Origin of the sequence: Lactiplantibacillus sp. B652 (assembly GCF_023806745.1) — a bacterium.
Lineage (GTDB): Bacteria > Bacillota > Bacilli > Lactobacillales > Lactobacillaceae > Lactiplantibacillus > Lactiplantibacillus pentosus.
Window position 1 is genome coordinate 246,333 of sequence record NZ_JAMSKY010000001.1, and the last position, 21,369, is coordinate 267,701.

At 45.3% G+C, this 21,369-nt stretch carries 17 protein-coding genes; 7 read left to right on the forward strand and 10 right to left on the reverse strand.

Annotated elements, in window-relative coordinates:
• Positions 1–82: 82 nt before the first annotated feature.
• From celB to MZO40_RS01075, 3 genes are all read right to left on the reverse strand, one after another.
• On the reverse strand, positions 83–1,405 hold the full coding sequence (gene celB / locus MZO40_RS01065; protein WP_105961301.1) for a PTS cellobiose transporter subunit IIC: 1,323 nt from the start codon (positions 1,403–1,405) through the stop codon (positions 83–85).
• Between the two features lie 298 nt (positions 1,406–1,703).
• On the reverse strand, positions 1,704–2,435 hold the full coding sequence (locus MZO40_RS01070) for a MurR/RpiR family transcriptional regulator (protein WP_252133050.1): 732 nt from the start codon (positions 2,433–2,435) through the stop codon (positions 1,704–1,706).
• A 77-nt stretch (positions 2,436–2,512) separates the two neighbouring features.
• Positions 2,513–2,800, reverse strand: a complete 288-nt coding sequence (locus tag MZO40_RS01075; protein ID WP_031267835.1) for a hypothetical protein — start codon at positions 2,798–2,800, stop codon at positions 2,513–2,515.
• Positions 2,801–3,017: 217 nt separating this feature from the next.
• On the opposite strand from MZO40_RS01075, the gene MZO40_RS01080 reads away from it, so the two are divergent.
• The 5 genes from MZO40_RS01080 to MZO40_RS01100 all read left to right on the forward strand — a co-directional run bounded on the left by MZO40_RS01080 (position 3,018) and on the right by MZO40_RS01100 (position 6,693).
• On the forward strand, positions 3,018–3,722 hold the full coding sequence (locus tag MZO40_RS01080; RefSeq protein WP_105961300.1) for a response regulator transcription factor: 705 nt from the start codon (positions 3,018–3,020) through the stop codon (positions 3,720–3,722).
• Positions 3,709–5,091 (forward strand): cell wall metabolism sensor histidine kinase WalK, encoded by a 1,383-nt coding sequence (locus MZO40_RS01085; RefSeq protein WP_252133051.1) that lies wholly within the window; start codon positions 3,709–3,711, stop codon positions 5,089–5,091. The genes MZO40_RS01080 and MZO40_RS01085 overlap by 14 nt, the downstream gene beginning before the upstream one ends.
• Before the next feature lie 257 nt (positions 5,092–5,348).
• Positions 5,349–5,600 (forward strand): hypothetical protein, encoded by a 252-nt coding sequence (locus tag MZO40_RS01090; protein WP_050337863.1) that lies wholly within the window; start codon positions 5,349–5,351, stop codon positions 5,598–5,600.
• Positions 5,601–5,649: 49 nt separating this feature from the next.
• A complete protein-coding gene (locus MZO40_RS01095; protein ID WP_050337864.1) occupies positions 5,650–5,961 on the forward strand; it encodes a hypothetical protein in 312 nt (103 codons plus the stop codon).
• Positions 5,962–6,051: 90 nt separating this feature from the next.
• The gene (locus MZO40_RS01100) at positions 6,052–6,693 is read left to right on the forward strand and encodes a hypothetical protein (protein WP_105961298.1); all 642 of its coding nucleotides are present in this window, start codon (positions 6,052–6,054) and stop codon (positions 6,691–6,693) included.
• A 69-nt stretch (positions 6,694–6,762) separates the two neighbouring features.
• Here MZO40_RS01100 and MZO40_RS01105 read toward each other — a convergent pair whose 3' ends face one another.
• Positions 6,763–8,157, reverse strand: coding sequence for an Nramp family divalent metal transporter (locus tag MZO40_RS01105; RefSeq protein WP_105961297.1), 1,395 nt, complete (start codon positions 8,155–8,157; stop codon positions 6,763–6,765).
• A gap of 169 nt (positions 8,158–8,326) precedes the next feature.
• Entirely contained in the window at positions 8,327–9,016 is a 690-nt protein-coding gene (locus MZO40_RS01110) for a TetR/AcrR family transcriptional regulator (RefSeq protein WP_003637501.1), read from the reverse strand.
• Between the two features lie 184 nt (positions 9,017–9,200).
• Between MZO40_RS01110 and MZO40_RS01115 the strand changes: the two genes are divergently transcribed.
• Positions 9,201–9,641 carry an Rrf2 family transcriptional regulator gene (locus tag MZO40_RS01115; RefSeq protein WP_105961296.1) on the forward strand — a complete coding sequence of 147 codons (441 nt, stop codon included), beginning with the start codon at positions 9,201–9,203 and terminating at the stop codon, positions 9,639–9,641.
• 188 nt (positions 9,642–9,829) lie between these two features.
• Here the strand turns inward: MZO40_RS01115 and MZO40_RS01120 are convergent, their stop codons facing one another.
• The 3 genes from MZO40_RS01120 to MZO40_RS01130 form a co-directional block, all read right to left on the reverse strand.
• A complete protein-coding gene (locus MZO40_RS01120; RefSeq protein WP_105961295.1) occupies positions 9,830–10,138 on the reverse strand; it encodes a hypothetical protein in 309 nt (102 codons plus the stop codon).
• A gap of 194 nt (positions 10,139–10,332) precedes the next feature.
• On the reverse strand, positions 10,333–10,743 hold the full coding sequence (locus MZO40_RS01125; protein ID WP_003637498.1) for a hypothetical protein: 411 nt from the start codon (positions 10,741–10,743) through the stop codon (positions 10,333–10,335).
• Positions 10,744–10,745: 2 nt separating this feature from the next.
• Entirely contained in the window at positions 10,746–11,309 is a 564-nt protein-coding gene (locus MZO40_RS01130; RefSeq protein ID WP_050337869.1) for a UbiX family flavin prenyltransferase, read from the reverse strand.
• Between the two features lie 257 nt (positions 11,310–11,566).
• Here MZO40_RS01130 and MZO40_RS01135 point away from each other — a divergent pair, with 257 nt between their 5' ends.
• Positions 11,567–12,526, forward strand: coding sequence for a L,D-transpeptidase family protein (locus tag MZO40_RS01135; protein WP_225367206.1), 960 nt, complete (start codon positions 11,567–11,569; stop codon positions 12,524–12,526).
• Positions 12,527–12,712: 186 nt separating this feature from the next.
• On the opposite strand, the gene MZO40_RS01140 is transcribed toward MZO40_RS01135, so the two are convergent.
• Positions 12,713–15,982 (reverse strand): CDP-glycerol glycerophosphotransferase family protein, encoded by a 3,270-nt coding sequence (locus MZO40_RS01140; protein ID WP_225367207.1) that lies wholly within the window; start codon positions 15,980–15,982, stop codon positions 12,713–12,715.
• 343 nt (positions 15,983–16,325) lie between these two features.
• Positions 16,326–21,353, reverse strand: coding sequence for a bifunctional glycosyltransferase family 2 protein/CDP-glycerol:glycerophosphate glycerophosphotransferase (locus MZO40_RS01145; RefSeq protein ID WP_105961293.1), 5,028 nt, complete (start codon positions 21,351–21,353; stop codon positions 16,326–16,328).
• Positions 21,354–21,369 lie beyond the last annotated feature (16 nt).

A 21,369-nucleotide genomic window follows, 5' to 3' on the forward strand; every position in this document is an offset into this window, starting at 1 on the left:
CCACCACACAAAAACACCACGCCCAACCTACGACAACCGTCGCACTGGTCTAAGCGTGGTGTTATTTATTTTCAGCAGTTAATTAAGCTTCAACCGTTTCGCCGGCAGCTTCCTTAGCAGCGAAGGTCTTTTCTTCCTTAACCTTGTCACGATCCAAGGCCTTGAAGAAGAAGTAGTAGATGGCACCGTCGAGCACGATATTGACAACTTGTAATACCGCACCAGAGATGTGCATCGTGGCTAGGTAACCAGAGATAATTGGCGGCGTGGTCCAAGGAACCATGACCCCAACCGTCTTAGCGACTAAACCGGTCGACATCGCAATGTAGGTCGTCGTAACGTTAACTAATGGGGCCAAGATGAATGGAACGGCAACCCGATAGTTCATAACGATTGGCAACCCGAAGACGATTGGTTCGTTGATATTGAACAATGCTGGTCCAATCACCAACTTACCCAAGGTCTTAAATTCGGCACTCTTCGACACAAAGGCAATCATGAAGGCTAATCCCAAGGTCGCACCTGAACCACCCATGTGAACGAAATTATCGAAGAATTGTTGCGTCACAACGTTTGGTAAAGCTTTGCCCGCATTGAAGGCTTGCGCGTTTTGTGACATCGCAGCCAACCAGATTGGTTGCATGACCCCAGAAACCACGTTGGCACCGTGAATCCCGAAGATCCATAAGATACATACGACGAATTCGGCAACTAAGGCCCCTGGTAACGTATTACTCAATAAGCCCAGTGGTTTAGCCAAGACGAAGGAAATCACGTTAGGAATGCTGTGCATTGGTGATGCTTCGACGGCTAACCGGAGTAACCACATCAAGAATAAGATAATGAAGCCAGGAACTAAGGCTGCAAATGAGTTGCTGACAGCCGGTGGCACACTATCTGGCATCTTAATCGTCCAGTTGCGGTGAACCATGAAGACGTAAAAATCAGTGATGAATAACCCAATCAACAGTGCGGTAAACAGACCAGCAGAGTCCAGTTGAGTTAAGGGTACCCACAGTGCCCCTGCCTTATCCGTGTTTAACGGAATCGTTAAGAACCAAGCGCCTAACGAAACGATTGACGCGGAGATTGGGTCGACCTTATAACTCTTTGCCAAGTTATAAGAAATCCCGATGACCGCAATCAGTCCCATAATATGGAACGACGCGTTGGTTGGATATTGAACGATCGTTGCCCAGTTCGAACCAAAGGTATTCGCCATAAAGGTTTGATAGCCTTTGATTGGGAATTGCGCGATAATCATGAAGACCGACCCAATGATAATCATTGGCACCGCGAGTGTCATCCCATCACGTAACGCAATCAAGTGACGAGAACCCGCGATTTTACCAAAGAATGGGACAAGTCGGTCATTAACAAAGCTCGACTTATTGTTTTCGCTCATGTCGTGACCCCCTAGAATAATTTAATAACCTAACGTATTCAACGGACAGCTGATTTTAAAAGACAGAATAATTGATATACCAAACGGTCAATGGCCAGTTAACCGTTTACAAAATTAAAATCAGCTCTCACTAAGTCGTCCTGTCATCTGACATTTGTACCCATGAATACGTTTCCTACAATTTTCATTATACCTGTCATCACGCGAATGTATACCCTTACACTTTAAATTGGAAGTTCGTTCCAGATATCGGAACTTGTTCTATTTTTGGAACATGTTTCACAAATTGGTCACGAACTTAATTCAACGGTTGCACGATCATGGCTAATTGCTCTAAATAATAGACGACTGGCAGCTGTGACAAAGTGCTTCCACCGCTGACAGCTTGCACTTCTGGCGTGTCATAATTCAATACCACGTCCGCGATTCCCGCCAACGTCGAGTGACTGCTAGCGGTGATTGCGACCACCTTGGCGCCGTTTTGTTGGTAATAGACGCCCTGTTCATTAATGTCCTCGGACTCCCCAGAGACGGAGAGTACCAAAAAGACGGTGTCCGATAAGTCTTGCGGTTGCACCGGATGTGGTTGCCCAGTGTCCGTCAGCATTAGACTATACAGGCCAAAGTTGGCAAACAAGTGACTGCCATAGGTCGCTAAGCCCGCACTGGTCCCGGCCCCGGTCAAAATCACCATCCGCGCCTGCTGCAATAGTTCCGCCACCTGATGGAGTTTGGCCGTCACATCAGGTAAACTCATGTGGTCAAAAAAGGTCCGCATTGGTATCACGGTCCGCGCCAACGGTTGGGTGGCATCTTGCCGCAATTGTTCCTTGAACGTGAACTTGAATTCCGCGTATCCGTCGTATCCCATGTGCTTTAAAAAGCGCAGAATCGTGGTCGCCGAAACGTGGCTGTGGTCTGCGAGTTGGCGAATCGTCATGGTGCTCACTTCAACGGGATGGCCCACAATATATTTATAAATTTCTATCTCCAACCGATTGAGCTGTTGGACTTGGTCGTACGAAAACATGGTTTCACCCCATTAAAATTGATTGGTCTATCTGATAAATTGATGTCATCACTTGGATTAGTAGGAACAAATTCCGCTTATTTATCGCCCCACCGGCCGTCAATCTGTGGTTTGATCTCGATATCGCTCATTTCTAAGGCACAAGTGGCCACCGCCGCCGTTAGTTTGGCCGTGAATTCAGCGGTCTTGTAGGGGGAATCAACGGACCAGGTTTTAAAGTTCGGCGTGCGATTGATTCGGCCGAGTGCGGCGATTGCTGGCACTTCCTTCGGGTCGACTGCCGGGGCCGACTTCTTCACGTTGACGTTGTAGCCATAGTGCCCGCTATGATAGAGTGCTTGCATGGCATCACCAAAAAGTCCCATCTTACTCACTTACTTTCCGTTTTATTAGTCCAATTTTAGCATAAGTTCTAAGGCGCTTTCATTGCGCATGCTAATTATCCACAAAAATAAGTCAAAATATCGGAAAACCATCATAAATATCCGCTATAATTGAGGATAAATTATGATGGGCTAGTTGGGATTTTCCGGTCATCGCCACCCTGCTAGCTGTGATTGAATCCTCTGGAGGCGTATATCATTGAAAAATACGATTTTAATTGTTGAAGATGAGGACAGCCTATCAGGTTACCTCACTAAGGAACTTCAATTCGAAGATTTTAACGTCCTGGTCGCCGCTGACGGTTTGGCCGCTATGGACACCTATCAGGCTCACCAAAACGAGCTCTTACTCATCTTATTAGACTGGATGCTGCCCAAGTTGGACGGTATGGAAGTCCTAAGACGCATTCGCAAACACGACCAAGTCCCCGTCATCATCATGACTGCCCGTGATTATGTTGGCGATAAGGTCGCTGGTTTAGATAACGGTGCCGACGACTACATTACGAAGCCGTTTGAAATTGAAGAATTACTGGCACGGATACGGGTCATTCAGCGGCGGGCTGAGAATCAAGTCGAGCCTAACCAGGTCTATCAGCTTGACGATATCCAACTAGATACCAAGGCCCACCGCGTCACGAATGCTGGGGAAGAAGTCACTCTGACGCATCGTGAATATGATTTACTACAATTCTTCCTCGCGCACCCGGACGAAGTCTTTACCCGTGATGACCTACTCGACCAGGTCTGGGGCGCAGATTTTCTCGGCCAACAGAATGTCGTGGACGTTTACGTCGGTTATTTGCGCAATAAAATTACCACACCCGATGCGGCACCATTGATTCAAACGGTGCGTGGCGTCGGCTATAAGCTAAGGGAGTCGATCGCCAATGCCCAAAACTAAGGACACGCCAACGTACGAACAACTGATCAATCAAGCGATTCGCCGATTGATGCTGACCATCACACTACTCGTCAGTCTGATTACCTTGATCATGGTCGGCGCCCAACAAACGCTCAATACGACCCGTGAAGCCCGTGATTTGATGACCAGCCTCAATCAAGCCAACATCAAGGACGTGCCGAGCTTTGTTCAGTGGAACAATACGACGACGCGCAATACCAAGCAGCCCGCATTCATCCGGGTGACGACGAAAAAAGCCACCTGGACGACGGCAACCAAGACTAAGCGGACAATTATTACGACCCCGTCTTCCAAAGCGTTCTTCGCCAAGCACCAGACGAAATTGGTCGGGCCACTGGTCTATGTTCAGGACTTCGGTTTCTTCTTATCTTATCAACAAAAGGACGGCCATAACACGTACCAGCTGTGGGTCAGCTTGCGGCGACTCTTCAACAGTCTCTTCATCTTGATTCTACTCATGATTGCCGTGACGATTGCCGCACTCGCGCTTGGAACCTGGTGGGCACATCGGCTCGCTGGTCGTCTGAGTGAACCGACCATCAAGCTCCTGCACGAGACGCGCTACACGTCCAATAATCCTGACAGTGACCAGCCGACTTTGGATGTACCGGCCAGCCCTCGAGAAATCAATGATTTAGGGCGTGCGTTCAATGAACTGCTTGTGACGCAAAACCAGCGGCTGCAACACGAGCGCCAATTTATCTCCGACGCTTCTCATGAACTGCGGACACCAATTGCGGCGATTCGTGGCAATCTCAGTCTGATTCGTCGGCGTGGTGATGCCCATCCGGAAGTTATTCCCGAGTCATTGCAATTTATCGATGAGGAATCATTGCGGATGCAGCATTTGATTGAGAATTTACTCCACTTATCACGTGCGGATCGCGCCAAGCTCATCTTGACCGACCAAGACTTATCGACACTACTACTGAGTCTGGCCGAACACTACCAGCCGTCCATTGACCAACCGCTCAACCTTGAAATCGATGCTGGGATTCACGTTCAGGGTAATGCCGAGATGCTACAACAAATCGTGGTGGCGCTCTTGGATAACGCCCACAAGTATTCTCCGCATGACCAGCCAATCACGCTGCGGTTGCACCAAACGGACACCGCAATTGAACTGGCAGTCGCCGACCACGGTGATGGCATTCCGGACGACCAAAAACAGGCCGTTTTCCAGCGTTTCTACCGCGTCGACCAATCCCATTCGCAGGCCGTCGAAGGTAGTGGCCTAGGCCTAGCCATCGTCCAACAATTAGTTGCGTTGAACCAAGCAACGATCAAAATCAGCGATAATCACCCAACTGGCAGTATTTTTACCATCAGTTGGCCCGTCGCTAAATAAGTCTTCTCAACTAGTTTTAGGGTTATTTTAGCCTTAAAACTAGTTTTTTTATGTCGTCAAAAGGCCGTCACGATGCGGGATTGGTCGAATCTAAGTGCTAATCTAAGAATTTCTTAGATAAAGTTTATGGTAAGTCGATAGTTACAGCCGCACTTTGCCGGTAAACTATAGTCATTCAATAAATAAAACAACCGATGCTTAAACATCAATTCATTAATTAAAAACGATTAAGCCAACCGATTAAGGAGAAATCAAATATGTTATTAGATACCGACCCTAAAATTAAAAATATCACCGCCGTACAACTGGTCAAGGTGACTTATCCGTTGGTCATTGCTAAGACTGAAGACGGTGAATTCGTCAAAGTTAAACTGAGCGACGACCAATTACAAGATCCCTTATTCTGGGATACGTTAAAGAACATTCGCAAGTCCCAGCTCTGGGTACCACTTGGCCGTCACTTTCATCAGTTACTTTCCAACGACTGGTTAATGCCCGCCGCTCAGTAAACCGTCCGTCTCACAACCACGATTATCACTTAAAAGGAGTTCGATCATCATGAAAAACACATTCAAAAAATTAACGTTAACCTTAATGGCCGCCGGAACACTTTTTGCCACTTCAGTTTCCGCTTCCGCTGATACCACCGCTACTAGTCATTCTGAAACGACTTCCACGACCCTCGTCAACAAAGTCACCCGCGATACGGACCTCGCCACTGGTGGGACAACGACGCAACCTAAGCACGTTTTAACGCCCAAGCCAACGCGGCTAGTGGTCAAAGCATCCACCCAGAACCAGGTGTTAGCCACGATCGACGCTAGCAGCCAAAGCATTACCAAGATGAAATACCTGACCAACGCACACTAACCGGCACCCGTTTCAAAGCGTCCACCCTGTCTTTAGCAACCCGCTCAAGAAAAGTGTGCATCACAATAACTCATGTAAGGAGGCCTCGCGATGAGTCAATTGACTAAGGCAATCACCCGCCAACTACAACGTCAATACGCCGAGCCCGTCTTCAAAGCTAGTAATGGTACCTGGTATACCGGGGCCGACATCTTGGAAGACTTGGCGTTGTGTGAAACCAGCCTACAACAACAAAATGTCCACGCGGGTCAAGCAATCCTGCTGAGTCCGATGCAAGCAATGACGATTCCGAGCTTACTCCTGGCGAGTTGGCAATTAGGACTGACGATCACCCTGACACCGCCGAGTCCCCGCCTCCCCGAACTCGCCCCGCAAGTCTACGCGGCAATGGTCTATTCACCGACCCAGACTAACCAACTGGCGACCCAGCTTGACCCTAGCGAAATCAGCGTGCTGACCTTGATTTTAAATACCGCCCCCAACTTCGCCTACTTGGTCCACGACCACGCCCAGCCACTCGCTCGCCACAGTCAGCCGGACTTGATTCTCCCAGCCAGTCAGCTGCAATTCACCCAGTCCCAATTGCTCAAGCTAGCTGAGCACGGCCACCCCCGCGAGCAAATCGCTGATTTGTACGATTTTGAAACCGGGCTACTCCCTTGCCTGACCGACCTCATCACCGCGACCCCCATCACGATGCAGGCAACTAAAAACGCGTTTCTACCAAATTAAAGGCAGAAACGCGTTTTTAGTCGGTACCATTAACCCACGCAGGTGCTGACTTAATCAGCCGGCCCGGTGTTACTTAACGATTCCCAAAGTTTGTAAAATCAGATAAATGTTCAAAATGATTAAGATGACGGTCACGACCCACGCGGTCCACTTGACCCACGCATGGTTGGTGAAATTCCCCATCAATTGGCGATTACTGGTAAACATCACCAGCGGAATCATCGCGAATGGTAAGGCGATGCTCAGGAACACTTGTGACATCGTTAGTAAGCCTTCAATCTTCGCTTCATTACCATGGTAGTAAATCGCGAAGGCCAGCACTGGTGTCACGGAGATCAACCGGGTCAATAACCGTTGGGCCCAGAGTGGCATCTTCAAACGGATGAACCCTTCCATGATGATTTGCCCAGATAACGTCCCGGTAATCGTGGAACTTTGCCCAGATGACAGTAATGCGATGGCAAACAACATGCTGAGTAGCGGACTGGCAATCGAACCGACGACCTTACTATCGCCCAGTGCGTTGTATAAATCAACGAACCGACCAAGGTCACCATTCGTACCGAAGAACAGTGCCGCACCCAAAATCAGGAGTAAACTGTTCACAACGAACGCGACTGATAATTGGATATTCGAATCAATCGTCGTAAACTTAACGGCTTTCGCCACTTCTTTTTCATCACTACGGTCAACTTGCCGCGTTTGTGAAATCGATGAGCCCAAGTATAAGTTATGCGGCATCACCGTTGCCCCAACGATTCCCAATGCCAAGAAGAGCATCGACCGGTCACTGACGATTCGGCTGGTTGGGACATAGCCCTTGAACATTTCTGGAATGTTAGGCTGTGAGATAATTACTTCGTACAAGAAGACGAACAGAATCACCGCAACCAAGGTCGCCACGATGGCTTCGATCTTCCGGAATCCTAACTTCATTAATAGCAGTAAAATCAAGACGTCGGCGGTCGTAATCAGAATACCGACAATCAGTGGAAATCCGAATAATAGCTTCAAAGCAATCCCAGAACCAATGATTTCAGCAACATCGGTCGCCATAATCGCGAGTTCTGTGACGATCCACAGAAAGATTCCCATTCCTTTTGACGTTCGTTCCCGTGTCAGTTGCGCTAAATCTTTACCGGTCACGATCCCCAACCGGGCTGCCATGGCTTGTAACAACATGGCAATCAGACTTGATAACAGAATGACTGAAAGTAACGCGTATTTATATTGTGACCCACCGGCAATTGACGTGATCCAGTTCCCTGGGTCCATGTAACCAACTGCAACTAGCGCGCCCGGTCCAGTGTAGGCAATTAAGGTTCGCCAGAAATTGGCATCCTTAGGGACCCGGACACTCCCATTGACTTCGTCCAAGCTCTTACTATCGGCACCCGTTGAATGAATCGCCTTTTCTTCGGCGGTCTTCATCTTGGCGTGATCCTTCGTTTTTGCTGATTTCATTATGAAACCCTCTCTTCTATTGGTTTAGAATTCAGGTTGTGGACTACTATGTGATCCTCAACAGTGCGGCCCTTAATTGAGCACTCACTTTAATTCCACTTGGTAGTATAGCACCATTAACCTATTAGTCAACTATTATTAATTATTAATTTGGCATCCCTAAAGCTTGCTACGACGCGGTGTTATCACTTTGTAAGGGGATACGCCGTGGGCTCAAACCGTTAACTAAGAAATCGCTGAGATAATGCACCACCTGTTGGTCACTCAAAGTAGCGGCTTGCGGATACAGGACTTGCTCGACCAAGTACCCGCCAATCGTTGAAAAGACCAATTGTAAAATCATGTGATTGGGCCATTCAACGAGCTCACCAGTTGCTTTCAGCCGCTCCATGGCTTCAGTGGCCTGTGTTAAGATTGCCGGTGAGACCATCCCTAACACGGCAGCACGGTCCTCAGCGTTATTGAAGAACTGCGACAGAATCACCGCCAAGGACGCTCGGTTACGCGTCACAAACTTGACTCGGTCGCGAACCAGCGCCACAATAAAGGCTTCCAGCGTCTGGTTGGGACTGTCCAACACCGCTTGGTCTAACGTATTCAACATCGTGGGCAAAATATTCTTCACGATTGGCTGCATGATTGCATCTAAAATACCGTTTTTATTAACAAAATTATGAAAAATCGTCCCTTCCGCAACGCCCGCCCGTTCGGCAATCTCGCGGGTTCCGACTTCTTCATAGCCTTTTTCTGCAAATAAATCGAGGGCCGCGGCTAGAATCTGCCGCTGGGTCCGGGTAATCCGACCATCCTTGCCCAAAGAGGCCGCATAGTAGGCTTGAATGGTTTCAATTTCACTCATGGTTATAAGCTCCTTTTTTGCAGTGACTGCTCATTTTTGGCACTTATATCATAACTGATTCGGCTACCCGAAACAACCTTCAAGTTAAAAGTTACATGATACCTTCCCATAATCTTGTTAATTGCTTTTATTAACGAATCTATTTATAATCGTAGTAATCAATTAAGTTACAGGAAGTGATTTCATGCGTGTTTCAACCCGTTTTAGCGACTCGATCCACCTATTAGCCTACATTAAAATTTACGCGGACACCCGCTTAACGAGTGACGCCATCGCCGCAAGTATCGAAACCAGTCCGGTCGTCGTGCGCCGTCTAATGAGTAAGCTCCGCCAGGCTGGCCTGCTTACAACGACTCCTGGCACCGCCCAACCCGCGCTAGCTAAGCCACTGAGCCAAATCTCACTACTCAGTATTTTCTACGCCATCGAAGGCGACAAGCCACTGCTCGCTGTCGACCCCAAGACCAATCCCGACTGCATCGTCGGTGGCAATATTCAAACCGTCCTGAAGCAATATTATCAGGAAGCACAAACTGCCGCCGAAGCACGTCTAGCCAAAACAAGCTTGCAAGACGTCGTAGATAATATCCTGGTCGAACAGGCCAAGAAGGATGCACGCCAGTAAGTTGGCGTGACTTGGCATGGTGGCATATTGTTGATTGTAGTCAGTAAAAAGGACCATCCGTGTTGTGGATGGTCCTTTGCTTATTTTATGGCTCATGATAAATTAACTAGCATAATGTGTATCGTCATATAAAAAATAAAGCGTTAGTACGGATTCTACGCCATGCTAACGCTTTATTTGCTTTTTCTTTACAGACCCAAACGATCAAATTGGATAACCGAATCAGGAATGGCACGTATTTCAATTTCGATAGGTTCGTCTTTGGAAATCAGTAAGGATGCGGCGCCAGACTTGGAGGTTGAGACATAGGAAACATCAAAAACAACCCCTAGCCCGCCAAGTTGGTTTAATAAGTCAAACGCTGTTGTGACTCGATACGCTAACAGGTGCATAAAATGAGCTTCTTCGTCAGAATTATCAACAATTGACCAGAAGCTATTGAAGCCATTAACACCTATTTTTAAAAGATGCGCAAGAACTGCTTGATTTTCATTCATTAAAAGGACGCCCTTGGATGATAGATTGTGTACACACGGCCGATAACCGCTGTTAATATTAACATAACTCGTTTGGGTTTGAACGTTGTGTTACCTCCGAAAATTAAAATGAAGCTCACTAATTAATAAAAAGTGCCCAATTATCAAACCGTTTCGTCCAACAATTAGCGCACTTAAAGCTTTAAATATTGACCCTACTTCGGCTGTTCATCATCCCCGTAGTATTCCGGCCGAGCAGCCTGAATGGGGTGTGCTTGTAGCCAAGTAATAATTTGCTGGCTTAAATCATCCGTCATTGGTGCAGCTGCCGCAATCTGTGCCTTAGTAATCTGGTTGACATGAATTCCAGCAGTAATCGTGCAACTTCCCGGCAACGACGACTGCAGGCGCTTCGCCATTCGGTCCGAAATAAAGTTATCCTTGTGAAAACGGCCATCGTGACTAGGAAATTTGACGGTTTGGGCCGGCGTCGTTGCCGTAATGGTGGTCACATCACCAATATGCGGATTGGTGCCGCCCGTAACGACAATCAATAAGTCATATCCGATAACCTGAACGGTCGCTTGCATCTGATAACCCGCTTGTTCAGTCGTAAAAGTTGGCATGGCTAGTCTCCTTCCCAACGGCGATCCGTTTCATTATGAATATGGAAGGCATCTAAGATTTTCATCGTCTGATGGTTAACCAAGTCTTGAATCGTGGTCGGATGGTTATAAAAGGCCGGAATCGGTGGAATGATTTGTGCACCCAACTTGGCTAATTTCGTCAGGTTTTCCAAATGAATCACACTTAAGGGTGTTTCACGTGGAACAATGACGAGTTTACGTTGCTCCTTGATCGTCACATCAGCTGCACGTGAAATCAGATTATCACCAAAGCCGTAAGCAATTCCGGCGACGGTCTTCATGCTGGCTGGAACGATCACCATACCGTCATTTAAAAATGAGCCACTCGCGATTGCCGCCCCCTGGTCGTTAGCACGGTAAGTCGCATCCGCCAATGCCGTCAATTGTGCAAGTGAGTAATCCGTCTCGAGCTCCAAGTTCTTCTTCGCCCAAGCACTCATAACTAGATGCACTTCAACATCAGGGAGTTGGTGTAACTTCTCTAATAAATCAACGGCATAAATCGTTCCTGACGCCCCTGTAATTCCGACAACAATTCGCTTCATCCTGACACCCTCGTTTCAATTATTTTATTAATCCTGTTTATTAATCCTCACCCTTATCATAACTTGTCCCAGAGCCGTGAACAAATCGTGTTTCGACTGGCTAATATTCTATTTTCGAATATTAACGTTTACTGGGCAACATCCGCCAAACAGTTAGTGCGCGGTTCCCGGCATTATATTATAATAAACATGTTAACTATTCGGATATAAATTATTCTTTGAAGCTGAATTCACAGCTTCGACGGGGGGACTTCATATTGAAGCATTTCAAATTACTCATGTTGGGATTCGGACTAGTTTTGACGCTAGTTTTAGTCGTACAACCAGCACAGGCTAGCCGCACTTATCATCGGACGCCAACGACGGCCATCAGACACCAGACCTACTATACAACTAATAGTACGTCGCATACTTTTAGAGCTAATGGCAACTATAATCGGTGGACGTTCAGAGCGAACCATAACTTGAAGAATTACCGTAATACGGCTTGGACCGCAACGCAGAAGACCTACATTACGAAGGACGGCAAACGGTGCCTTTATTATTGGGTGCACAATGGTGCTAACGGGGCTTCCGGCTGGATTTGGCACGGCTTTCTCAAGCCAATTAAAAATTCACAAGCTGCGATGGTTTCGCAATTAAACGTCGCACGTAACGCCCGCCAAATCGTCACGGTCGTCCAATCAGGCAAATCAACGGCCACGCTCCGCTTATGGGAAAAGAATCGTGGCTTATCTTGGCGTAATACACTGACTGCCAGCAGTCGGATTGGTGGCAGTGGTATTGGCTATTCACGCGAAGGCAGTAGTCGTACGCCTATCGGGACTTATCATCTGAGCTTTGCTTTCGGTAAAGCAGCCCATGTTCGGACGAACGGCATCGGTTACCGGCAAATCCAGAAAAACAGTTATTGGATTGAAGACTTAAAAGACCGCCAGTATAATACTTGGCAAAATCGCAAGTGGGCGAACAATAAGAATGAACATCTAATTGACTACACCAAAGCGGCACCGCGTAATCAGTATCAGTTGGCAGTCGTCATGGATAATCATGGACAGAATAACGGCTCCGGCTTCTTCATTCACGTTCGTAATCAGTGGGCAACTCAAGGCTGCGTCTCCATCAGTTTAGGAAACATGCAAAAGTTAGTCAGCAAGCTAAGCACACGGGCTTACGTCACTAACGTCCAATATGCAACGCAGCTGTTAAACTACTAAGTTACTGATCCTTAAATTAATCACGTTTTACAATCATCTTAATCGAGGTAAATAAAAATGTTGTTGCTGGCTGAGCGGTCATCAACAACATTTTTATTTTCACGGATAATCTCTGAGTGCTTACGCTAATTAAAAAGCAACGATTTTCAAGATAGCTTCCTGAAAATCGTTGTTTTTTAGTGTGTATTAGTGTTTGTTAACCATCGAGAAGAACGTCTGATAAACGATGCTAGCCGTATGCTTACCATCATGCGGGGCAAACTTCTGCTTGAATGCTTGGTACTTCTCACCATAAGTCTGCCAATATTGATCACCTTGGCTGATTTCATCAAACAAGGCCGATGCATTCTCGACTAGTGGCCCCGGCACTTCCTTAGTAAAGTCGAAGTAAACGCCTCGCAAGGTCAAATACTTCTCCAAGTCGTAGCAGAAGAAATAAATTGGCTTGTTAGTATCCAAATAATCAAACATAATCGATGAATAATCGGTAATCAGCATATCGCTCGCAATCATCAGTTCCTGAACACTCGGATAATTAGAAACATTAATAATGTTATGCCTCATCGCTTCTGGAATTTGTAATTTTGAAGCGACCACCACGTGCTCACGCATCAACAAGGCATAATCGTCACCCAATTGACGTTCGAATGTATCAAAGTCTAATTGATTATCTAGAACAAAACGGCCATGTGACTTTTCATAATCTCGAAAAGTTGGCGCGTACAAAATCACCTTCTTATCCGCTGCAATGTCTAATTGTTTACGAATTTTTTGCCGCGTTTCTTCCACGTCATCCGCAAAAAATAAATCATTCCGCGGATAGCCTTTTTCAATAACGGGGCCCTCATATTGAAATGCCGAACGGAAAGCCTTAGTCGCGTATGGTGACGGTGACACTAAAGCGGTCCACTGGTTCTTAGCATGCGTCACCCGCTTCAGATAACCCGGCTTGCGACCGGAAATAACTTCCTGGTCATGCTGCATTTTCTTCAGTGGGGTCCCATGCCAAGTCTGCAGGTAGGCAGTCCCCTTACGCTTCGTCAGATAGGTCGGAAAGTTCTGATTATTAATCCAATACCGACTAGTGGCAAGGTAGCGATAGTAATCGAATGATAGTCGCCGGACAATCTTCGTATTGGGGTTCGCTTGCAGGGGCTGATTGTCTCTCGACACCCAAATATATTCTAAATCCGGATACAAGTTGACCATTGCTTCATAAATGACCCGCGGCGAATCCTCGTAGCGTTTCCCAACACTACTTTCAAACATGATTCGATTGGGCTTCACGGCACTGAAATGTGACCAGAACCAGTACAAGAACTTCATCGTTGGAAAATATAACTTACGCGTACGCCGGAAACGTTGCTGAAGCTTCAGATAGAACACATCACTGCGTATTTTTTCTTTGACGGTCTTATCTTGCAACTGGGTCACGGCACTAAAAATCCGGTCACAGGATTGTGTATCCCGATGTGCAATGAAGCGGTCAGCCTTCTGAATATCCTGTGGTCGCATCGCAAAGTCCTGGGCACCATATTGAAATAACTGATCAAAAATCTGATCAAGTGAATCCGTAATCGGCCCTGGTAATTCCTTATCCAAATCGATATGAGAAGTGTATTGACCAATAAAGCGTTTTCGGTCAAATTGATAATAAAGTACTGGCCGATGCAAAAAGCTGAAATCAAATGCAACACTAGAATAGTCCGTCAGCATCATTGCACTTTCTTTGATCAACACCTGCACATCTACCTCACCCTGATGAACAATCGTCACTGGGGCATCTTTAAAGTAATCGACGTAGGCTTGCATGTTGGGATGTAAACAAAACACAATTTCCATCTGGTAGCGTTCCGAAAATTCTTTCAAACGAGCATCAAATAATAACTCACGATAGCGCGCTAGATACTCACTCTTCTCAAAAATTTCGTCGTTAGTGATCCAATCGCGCCACGTTGGAATAATCAGTAACTGGCGTTTGACGGGCAAATCATTTTTAAACAAGCTGTCAAAACGCGCTAAACCCGTCACTGCGACTTCCTTATCATCATAGCCTAAGTCAGATACCGCAATTTGCTTTTCTTTTTGTGAGCTCGTGATAAACAAATCTGTATAGAACCCGTTCACGACGGATTTGCCATAGAACGGGGCAATATTCTTCGTTCCAAAGACCCCGTGCTGTAAAAAGATTCGTTTGGCATGAATATGCTGTTCATAAGACTTACTTCGAATGGGATATAGAAAGTCCGGATGATGCGTCCCGCAAATGTACTTAGCTTGAATAACCTTCTCGAAATGTTCAGCTGAACCGAAGTCGATCACATTTCCAAGTGGTTCGACATTCTTGCGCTCAATCGAATCTCTGCGGATGACATAGTACGCTTCAACTTCCGGATGCTGTTCACGCAAATATTTAAAGAATCGAAAACCGTTGTCCTGAGCCTTATACGACCGCTCACCAATAATCCAGATATCGCGGTCCGCAGCCTGCTTAGCAACGGCCCGCCAGTGATGCTGGTGCGCTCTAAAGTACGCATAAGCATCTTGCTGATAAGCATTGAACGTGAACGACAAATTCAATCCTTTGATTGTAAAATACGGGACCAATGACAGCCACTGTTTCCTGGCTGAATCCTGTAGTGCGAGTTCACCCTTCATCGTATAGTTGGTAATAAAGCGTGGGTTCCCAATTCGGAATTTCAACGGCGCATCGGTACCCGCTAAGTGACCGATGAAGAATAAGTCCAAGCTCAATTCGTTGGATTGATCCAATTGTTTGAGGTAGTCACTCAATTCCGCCATGGTCAGTTCAATTTTGTACGCATACCGATAAATACGTGAATATTTGGTCTCGACCGGATGATATTCGAAGGACCGTTGATACGTCTTTTCACCGCTCCGCTCAACAATTGCCATCCGACAATCAGCCAGTGGGAAAAACAAGGTATCAAAGAAACCTTCAAATGCGACCCGGTCTTCTTGAACTTTAATCTTCCGAATGACTTTATAGTTCACATAATGTTTCAGACTAAGTTCACGGTCAAGTAGGAATGCTAAGGCGTTCTTTTTCGTCACATATGGTTGTAGATAGTGGCTGTGTTCAGCGTCCCAAAACCGTTCAACGTTCGCTAGCTGCCATTCTCGCCGAACCGGAATTCGGAGTGAACGGTCATATTCACGGACTTCACCAGTCGTTTCATCTGTATATGTATACTGATGCATCATCGTAAATTTAGTTGCCACATCATCAAGCTGTTGGTCATCCACCATTGCACTCAATGTTTGCGCTAAGTCCAACGTAAACCGGTAGTTAACTGCATCATCTTCAACACTGAGCACTTCTTTATTTAAATAATATGATTGAACATGATTAGTGAGAAGCAATTGTAAGTTCTCAAATTTACTGTTCTGAGAGGTCTCAATCACTAACTTACCAGAACTAATCGCTACCGCCATCTTTTTCAAACAGATTCCCTCCAAAATTCCAGCGCCACTTACCGCTGTGGTGTTGAGCCATATGTCCAAATGGCTAATTTAAAGCTCTTTTATTACCTTCAAAGCTTGCTTCATGATTCATCCAAATCACTTTATGATGATTAAAACTGACATTAACTATCATTATAGCATGTAAGCGCTATCCATCCGAACATTATCCATCTTCCTGCTGAGCAACAGCTAACACAACTAGTAAAGGCAACCTATTCTCGAACACTCAAGAATAGATTGCCTTTAACTATATTATATGGTCGTTTACCCCTAACCCGGTGTAACAGCCGTTTATCGTACAAGACACATGCGATTACAGATTCATAGCAGTTTCCGATTTTTTAGAAACATTTGCCATCATCAGCCAAACATCTTGTCCTTGTACCTGTGCATTTATCCAATAACCACCGGTATACAATTCATCAGTGCCAAAGTTGGTTGGCACGATACAACCAATTTTGTTGATCGTAATCAAACCATTGGTGTTAGTCTCATCAAAATTCCCAGCAAACTGGTCACCCGGCAATCCTGGAATGTTTTTCCAGAGCAGACTAGCCGGGGCAATTTTTACTTGGTCGTTTACCGTGTATCCTTCAGCCGTGTCAACTTCACGCCGCTGATAAGCCGGTTGTTCGTCAAATACGATACTTAATAACCGTTTGGTCGCCTGACCGTCTTCCCAGCTAGCGAACTTTTTCAAAAATCGGTGATACTTCTCATTATCGATAAAACGTGCTGGTTCAGTTATGGCCTCATTAATCAGTGGCATCAATTCATCATTGTTCCCGACGATTGGTCCCGGTACAGTTGATTCATAATCTACATAGAAACCTCGGATATCATCCGCATAGGCCGCCAAATCATAGGCGTAGAAAATCATCGGTCGTTTCAGAATGGCGTAATCGAAGAACACACTGGAATAATCCGTAATTAAAAGATCACTAATCAAGTAAAGATCTGAAATATCTTCATAATCACTGACATTGATCACTCGTTTGCCATAACCTGACAAATCCAAATTATTGGCAATCATGTAATGGGTCCGAATTAAAATAATCGTATTATCTGGTGTTTCCCGAATAAATTGATTTACATCCAAATGTAATTCCGCACGAAAATGATCAGCTCGAACGAAGTCATTATCCCGCCAAGTCGGTGCGTACAAAACTACATGGGCATCATCGTCAATGTTAAGATGTCGCTTAATTTTCAAAATATCAGCTGTTGACGCTGTACTTAATCGGTCATTACGCGGATAGCCTGTCGGTAATAACTGCGCATAATTTTTCCTAAAGGCATGGTGCATGATTTCGTACGAGTAAGGATTGGGTGTCAACAAGTAATCCCACCGAGAAGAATCCCGGACGACCTGCTTATGATACTTCATCCGCGTCAAACCTGGCATGGTTACCTGTTGAACATCAGTTCCAATCGTCTTTAAAGGTGTCCCGTGCCACGTCTGAACAACGACCGTTCCTTTAGGCTTAATCCACCGAAAAGGCCGTCGAACATTGGTAAACCAATACTTGGCCCGTGCTTGCTTCCAAATACCTTTAAAACTGAATCGAGTCACGTATGGAATCTGATGGTCAATAAAGTACTGCTCATAATCCTTATTGACGTTCCAATAAGCCTTGATTTGCGGATAATTGGCCTTCATATAATCATAAATAGCCTTGGGATTATCCGAGTATTGGCGGCCAAAAAAGCTTTCAAAGATTGCAATGTTCTTCTTTGGCAGTTTCTGTCCCAACGCATTGAGCAACTGCGACTGTAAATTGGTCAGTTTGAATAACCGGGTCAACTTATTGCCAATCAAATGACTCACAACGGAATCTTGTGATATTGGCTTTAAGTTCAACATCGCTTCAGTTAGTCGTTTGGTTGCATCACCAGCACGCCCATACTGACAGAATCGATCATAAAAATCAGTCATTTTATTTTGGTAGGTTACTTTTACTGTATCAATATGTTGTAACGCTTCAATCACATCATCAGTCGTCTTAGCCACTGGGCCAGGAACCGTTGCGTCATAATCCATATAGATACCACGATTTGCCGGGTCGAGATACCAGTCCTTGTCATAGGCAAAGAAGACCATCGGCTTGCGTAAATATCCAAAATCAAACATCACACTGGAATAATCCGTAATCAAGACATCACTGATCAGATATAAATCATTAATATTATTATAATCGCTGACATCATATACAAAGCCACTCTGATTAACGAAGTTTTGTGAATGTGAAACAAAATAATGCAATCGCATTAACAAAACATAGTCATTTCCTAGTGCCGCCTGCATCCGCTCTAAATCCAATGCTAAATCAAACGGCTCATCAGTGGTTCGGTACGTGGGTGCGTATAGCACGACTTGTTTGTCAGCGGGAATACCCAAATAATGTTTAATTTTTTGAATATATGTCGCATGATTATTCTGAATTAACTCATCGGTTCTCGGAAACCCAGTCGTCACAATTTTCTGTTCAGGATAATCAAATGCCCGCGCGCCGTGTTCAAGCATGAAATCAGACGGTACTGACATTAAATCCCAGCGACCAATCCGATACGCGAATTTCTTTTGAATATTATTCGAAGCTTGCTTAAAATGTGGCTCGTCAAATCCCATGACCTTCATAAAAGTGCCGTGTAAAGTTTCAACCTCGATTTGACCGCGCCGTTTTGCATACTGATTAGGCAAATTCGTATTCTGAACTAAATACTTCGCACGCGCCATGTAATACCAATATTTAAATGACATGCGCCGAACACGAACGCCTGGTCCACTGATTGGTGTTTGTTCATCCTTAAAGACCCACACAAACTTCATGGACGGGTGTTGCGCGACTAAATACTCATACATCGCCCGCGGGCTATCATTAAACAACTGTCCCCATAAGCTCTCAAAAACAACCGTATTAGTTTTGAGTGGCAATAAGCGCATCAGGGGGTACAAGACTGAGAAAGATAACCCCCGCCGAATTTTGGTTCGATCAATCCAGGGACGTTTCCGTATAACGCTCAGCTTCAAGTAGCCGAATTTATCAGTATAGGCAGATACGGTCGTTGCTTTCGCAATTTTCGTTTTGTCGATGAGATACTCACTCGTTAGATTATAACTATAGACTCTGAACCGCCGATTATTGCCATCCGTCATCTTTAAATCTAGGTATAATTGATATTTGCCTGCCAGAACTGCTAATTGTTGCTCCTGATTGAGTAATACGTCACCCACTAACCGATTAGACTCTTGCCGAGTCACGATACCACCATTCAAGTAACGATTGACCAAGTTGGTCGACAATAGCTCAATCTTGCCACCAGTAGTCGCTAAATTCGCTACGGTATCATTATCGAATTGCAAAATCAGATGATTGCCATCTGATTTCATTTGAATATCAGCCTTGCTCAACATAAGTGCGGCAACATCTGGTTGAATCCACAAGCCTTTACCCAACTTAGGATTCAGCGCAACACTTAAGTCAGTACCAAATAAAACTGCCGGTGTTGGCATCTCAAATTTAAAATCTGGGACGACCGTCACGCCAGTTTCTGGGTTTGTAAAGGTCAACGCAACTGCATGATTTAAAAATCGCTTGAGCAATTTACTATCGATGCGGTAAGTAAATTCCCCATCAATGATCTGTTTTTGACCAATGACAACTCCGCTAACCGCTAATGCCAACACTGCCTCAGGAGTACGACCTTGAACAATCAACGCATCATCAGAATCAAGTCGAACTTTGGTTAACAAAGTGGGATTGGGTTTACTGCCGACAGCTAAATTTTCTGTTGGCAGTAGACCGATTGTGATTTGCCAATTCGTATTGTAGCCATAGACAATTGAACGCGGCTGGCCATCAATCTCAAACGGTGCAATTCTTCCAGCACCTTTCCGTGGCTGCCCCAAATACGTTGTCACAACCTTATCCGTCTTCGTCGCTTGATACTCAATTCTGATTTTATAGGTTCCTTCGCTGAGCAACTGATTAGCTTGTACCATGTCTAATACCAGCGTAAATTTACTTGAGGGGACTGGCATCCTTCTAAGATGTAGATTAAACATCGTAAATTGACGTTTAAAAGTCGTCACAGGCAAACGATCACCCGTAACGAGATTCTCCAAATAAACTTTGACAACTTCTGGATTATGCGGGAAATGTCGTGGCACTTGCTTCCCTAATTGTAGGCTTCCGCTTATCACAATCGAATCACCCACGCGCCGCACCCGAGTCAATCGAGTTGTCAGGGATTTGGGCGCATGAAAATTAGGAATACCCAGGTCCTTTTTTTCAGTCTGGGCAGCCCGACCACTAAACGCATTCGCTGAAATGCGTTTTAACACTTCAAACTCACCATGTATTAACGCATAGTATTGAGATTGTTTTTTCACAGACAACTGCTTCAATATTGGTGTCTTTAACAAGCCCCAACTTCTAAAAAAGTTAATCGTCGTCTCCTGAAACTGATAAACAAACGATTCATCAGCATCCGCAATATCATCCATAAAAAGTGGAATATCCAGATCTAATAATTTGAACACTACTTGTTGTTTAACTTGCCCATGCCATAAGTCATGTGCTTGTAATAATGCCTTGACCTGATTGACGCTCGTGATTCGGTCGAGATACTTAGGCAATTCATTTTTGACTTGCGTAAACGATGCTTTAGTCCCGTTCTCACGCCAGCGCCAGTTATAAACCACATCGGTAAGAATATCGATCCCAGTACTCTTCAGAAAAGCATTCAACGTGAATGAAACATCTTCGTAAATCTGTCCCGTGGGAAACGTAATGTCGTTTTCACGTAACAGCGGCAAGGAATAAATCTTATTCCAGCTAGTCGTGTCGTACAATAACTCCGGATGGTCAGCAAATGTCGCATGACGATAATCATCAATAATAGCTTTTTTGTGCAAAAACGACTGTTTATTGCGCTTGCTATCAAAGCGCCGAACAAACCCAGTAGCGACCTGTGACTTTGACTTGATCAATGATCCCATCATTAATTCATAGGCTCGTACGGGCAAAATATCATCGCCATCTACAAATGCGAGCCAGTCGCCTGTAGCAAGGGTTATCCCCAGATTTCTTGACGCACTTGGTCCTAAATTATCTGCATTATGAACCGCTTTAAAATTCACATGCTGCTGTGCGTAGTCATCAACAATTTCTGCCGTCCCATCATCTGAACAATCGTCAATCAGAATAACTTCTAAATTATTAAATGACTGTGCGAGTATTGAATCCAGACATTCTGGTAGATACTCTGCCACATTATAACAAGCAACAACGACACTCAATCGATTGGACACTTGCTTAACTAATCCTATATCTTTCACAATCTTCACCTATGTC

Excerpts from the sequence above, each read along its gene's own strand:
- MZO40_RS01105 (WP_105961297.1), bottom strand. The coding sequence starts at position 8,157 with ATGAAATCAGCAAAAACGAAGGATCACGCCAAGATGAAGACCGCCGAA.
- MZO40_RS01110 (WP_003637501.1), bottom strand. The coding sequence starts at position 9,016 with ATGAGTGAAATTGAAACCATTCAAGCCTACTATGCGGCCTCTTTGGGC.
- MZO40_RS01100 (WP_105961298.1), top strand. The coding sequence starts at position 6,052 with ATGAGTCAATTGACTAAGGCAATCACCCGCCAACTACAACGTCAATAC.
- MZO40_RS01070 (WP_252133050.1), bottom strand. The coding sequence starts at position 2,435 with ATGTTTTCGTACGACCAAGTCCAACAGCTCAATCGGTTGGAGATAGAA.
- celB (WP_105961301.1), bottom strand. The coding sequence starts at position 1,405 with ATGAGCGAAAACAATAAGTCGAGCTTTGTTAATGACCGACTTGTCCCA.
- MZO40_RS01075 (WP_031267835.1), bottom strand. The coding sequence starts at position 2,800 with ATGGGACTTTTTGGTGATGCCATGCAAGCACTCTATCATAGCGGGCAC.
- MZO40_RS01130 (WP_050337869.1), bottom strand. The coding sequence starts at position 11,309 with ATGAAGCGAATTGTTGTCGGAATTACAGGGGCGTCAGGAACGATTTAT.
- MZO40_RS01125 (WP_003637498.1), bottom strand. The coding sequence starts at position 10,743 with ATGCCAACTTTTACGACTGAACAAGCGGGTTATCAGATGCAAGCGACC.
- MZO40_RS01090 (WP_050337863.1), top strand. The coding sequence starts at position 5,349 with ATGTTATTAGATACCGACCCTAAAATTAAAAATATCACCGCCGTACAA.
- MZO40_RS01115 (WP_105961296.1), top strand. The coding sequence starts at position 9,201 with ATGCGTGTTTCAACCCGTTTTAGCGACTCGATCCACCTATTAGCCTAC.
- MZO40_RS01140 (WP_225367207.1), bottom strand. The coding sequence starts at position 15,982 with ATGGCGGTAGCGATTAGTTCTGGTAAGTTAGTGATTGAGACCTCTCAG.
- MZO40_RS01120 (WP_105961295.1), bottom strand. The coding sequence starts at position 10,138 with ATGAATGAAAATCAAGCAGTTCTTGCGCATCTTTTAAAAATAGGTGTT.
- MZO40_RS01085 (WP_252133051.1), top strand. The coding sequence starts at position 3,709 with ATGCCCAAAACTAAGGACACGCCAACGTACGAACAACTGATCAATCAA.
- MZO40_RS01095 (WP_050337864.1), top strand. The coding sequence starts at position 5,650 with ATGAAAAACACATTCAAAAAATTAACGTTAACCTTAATGGCCGCCGGA.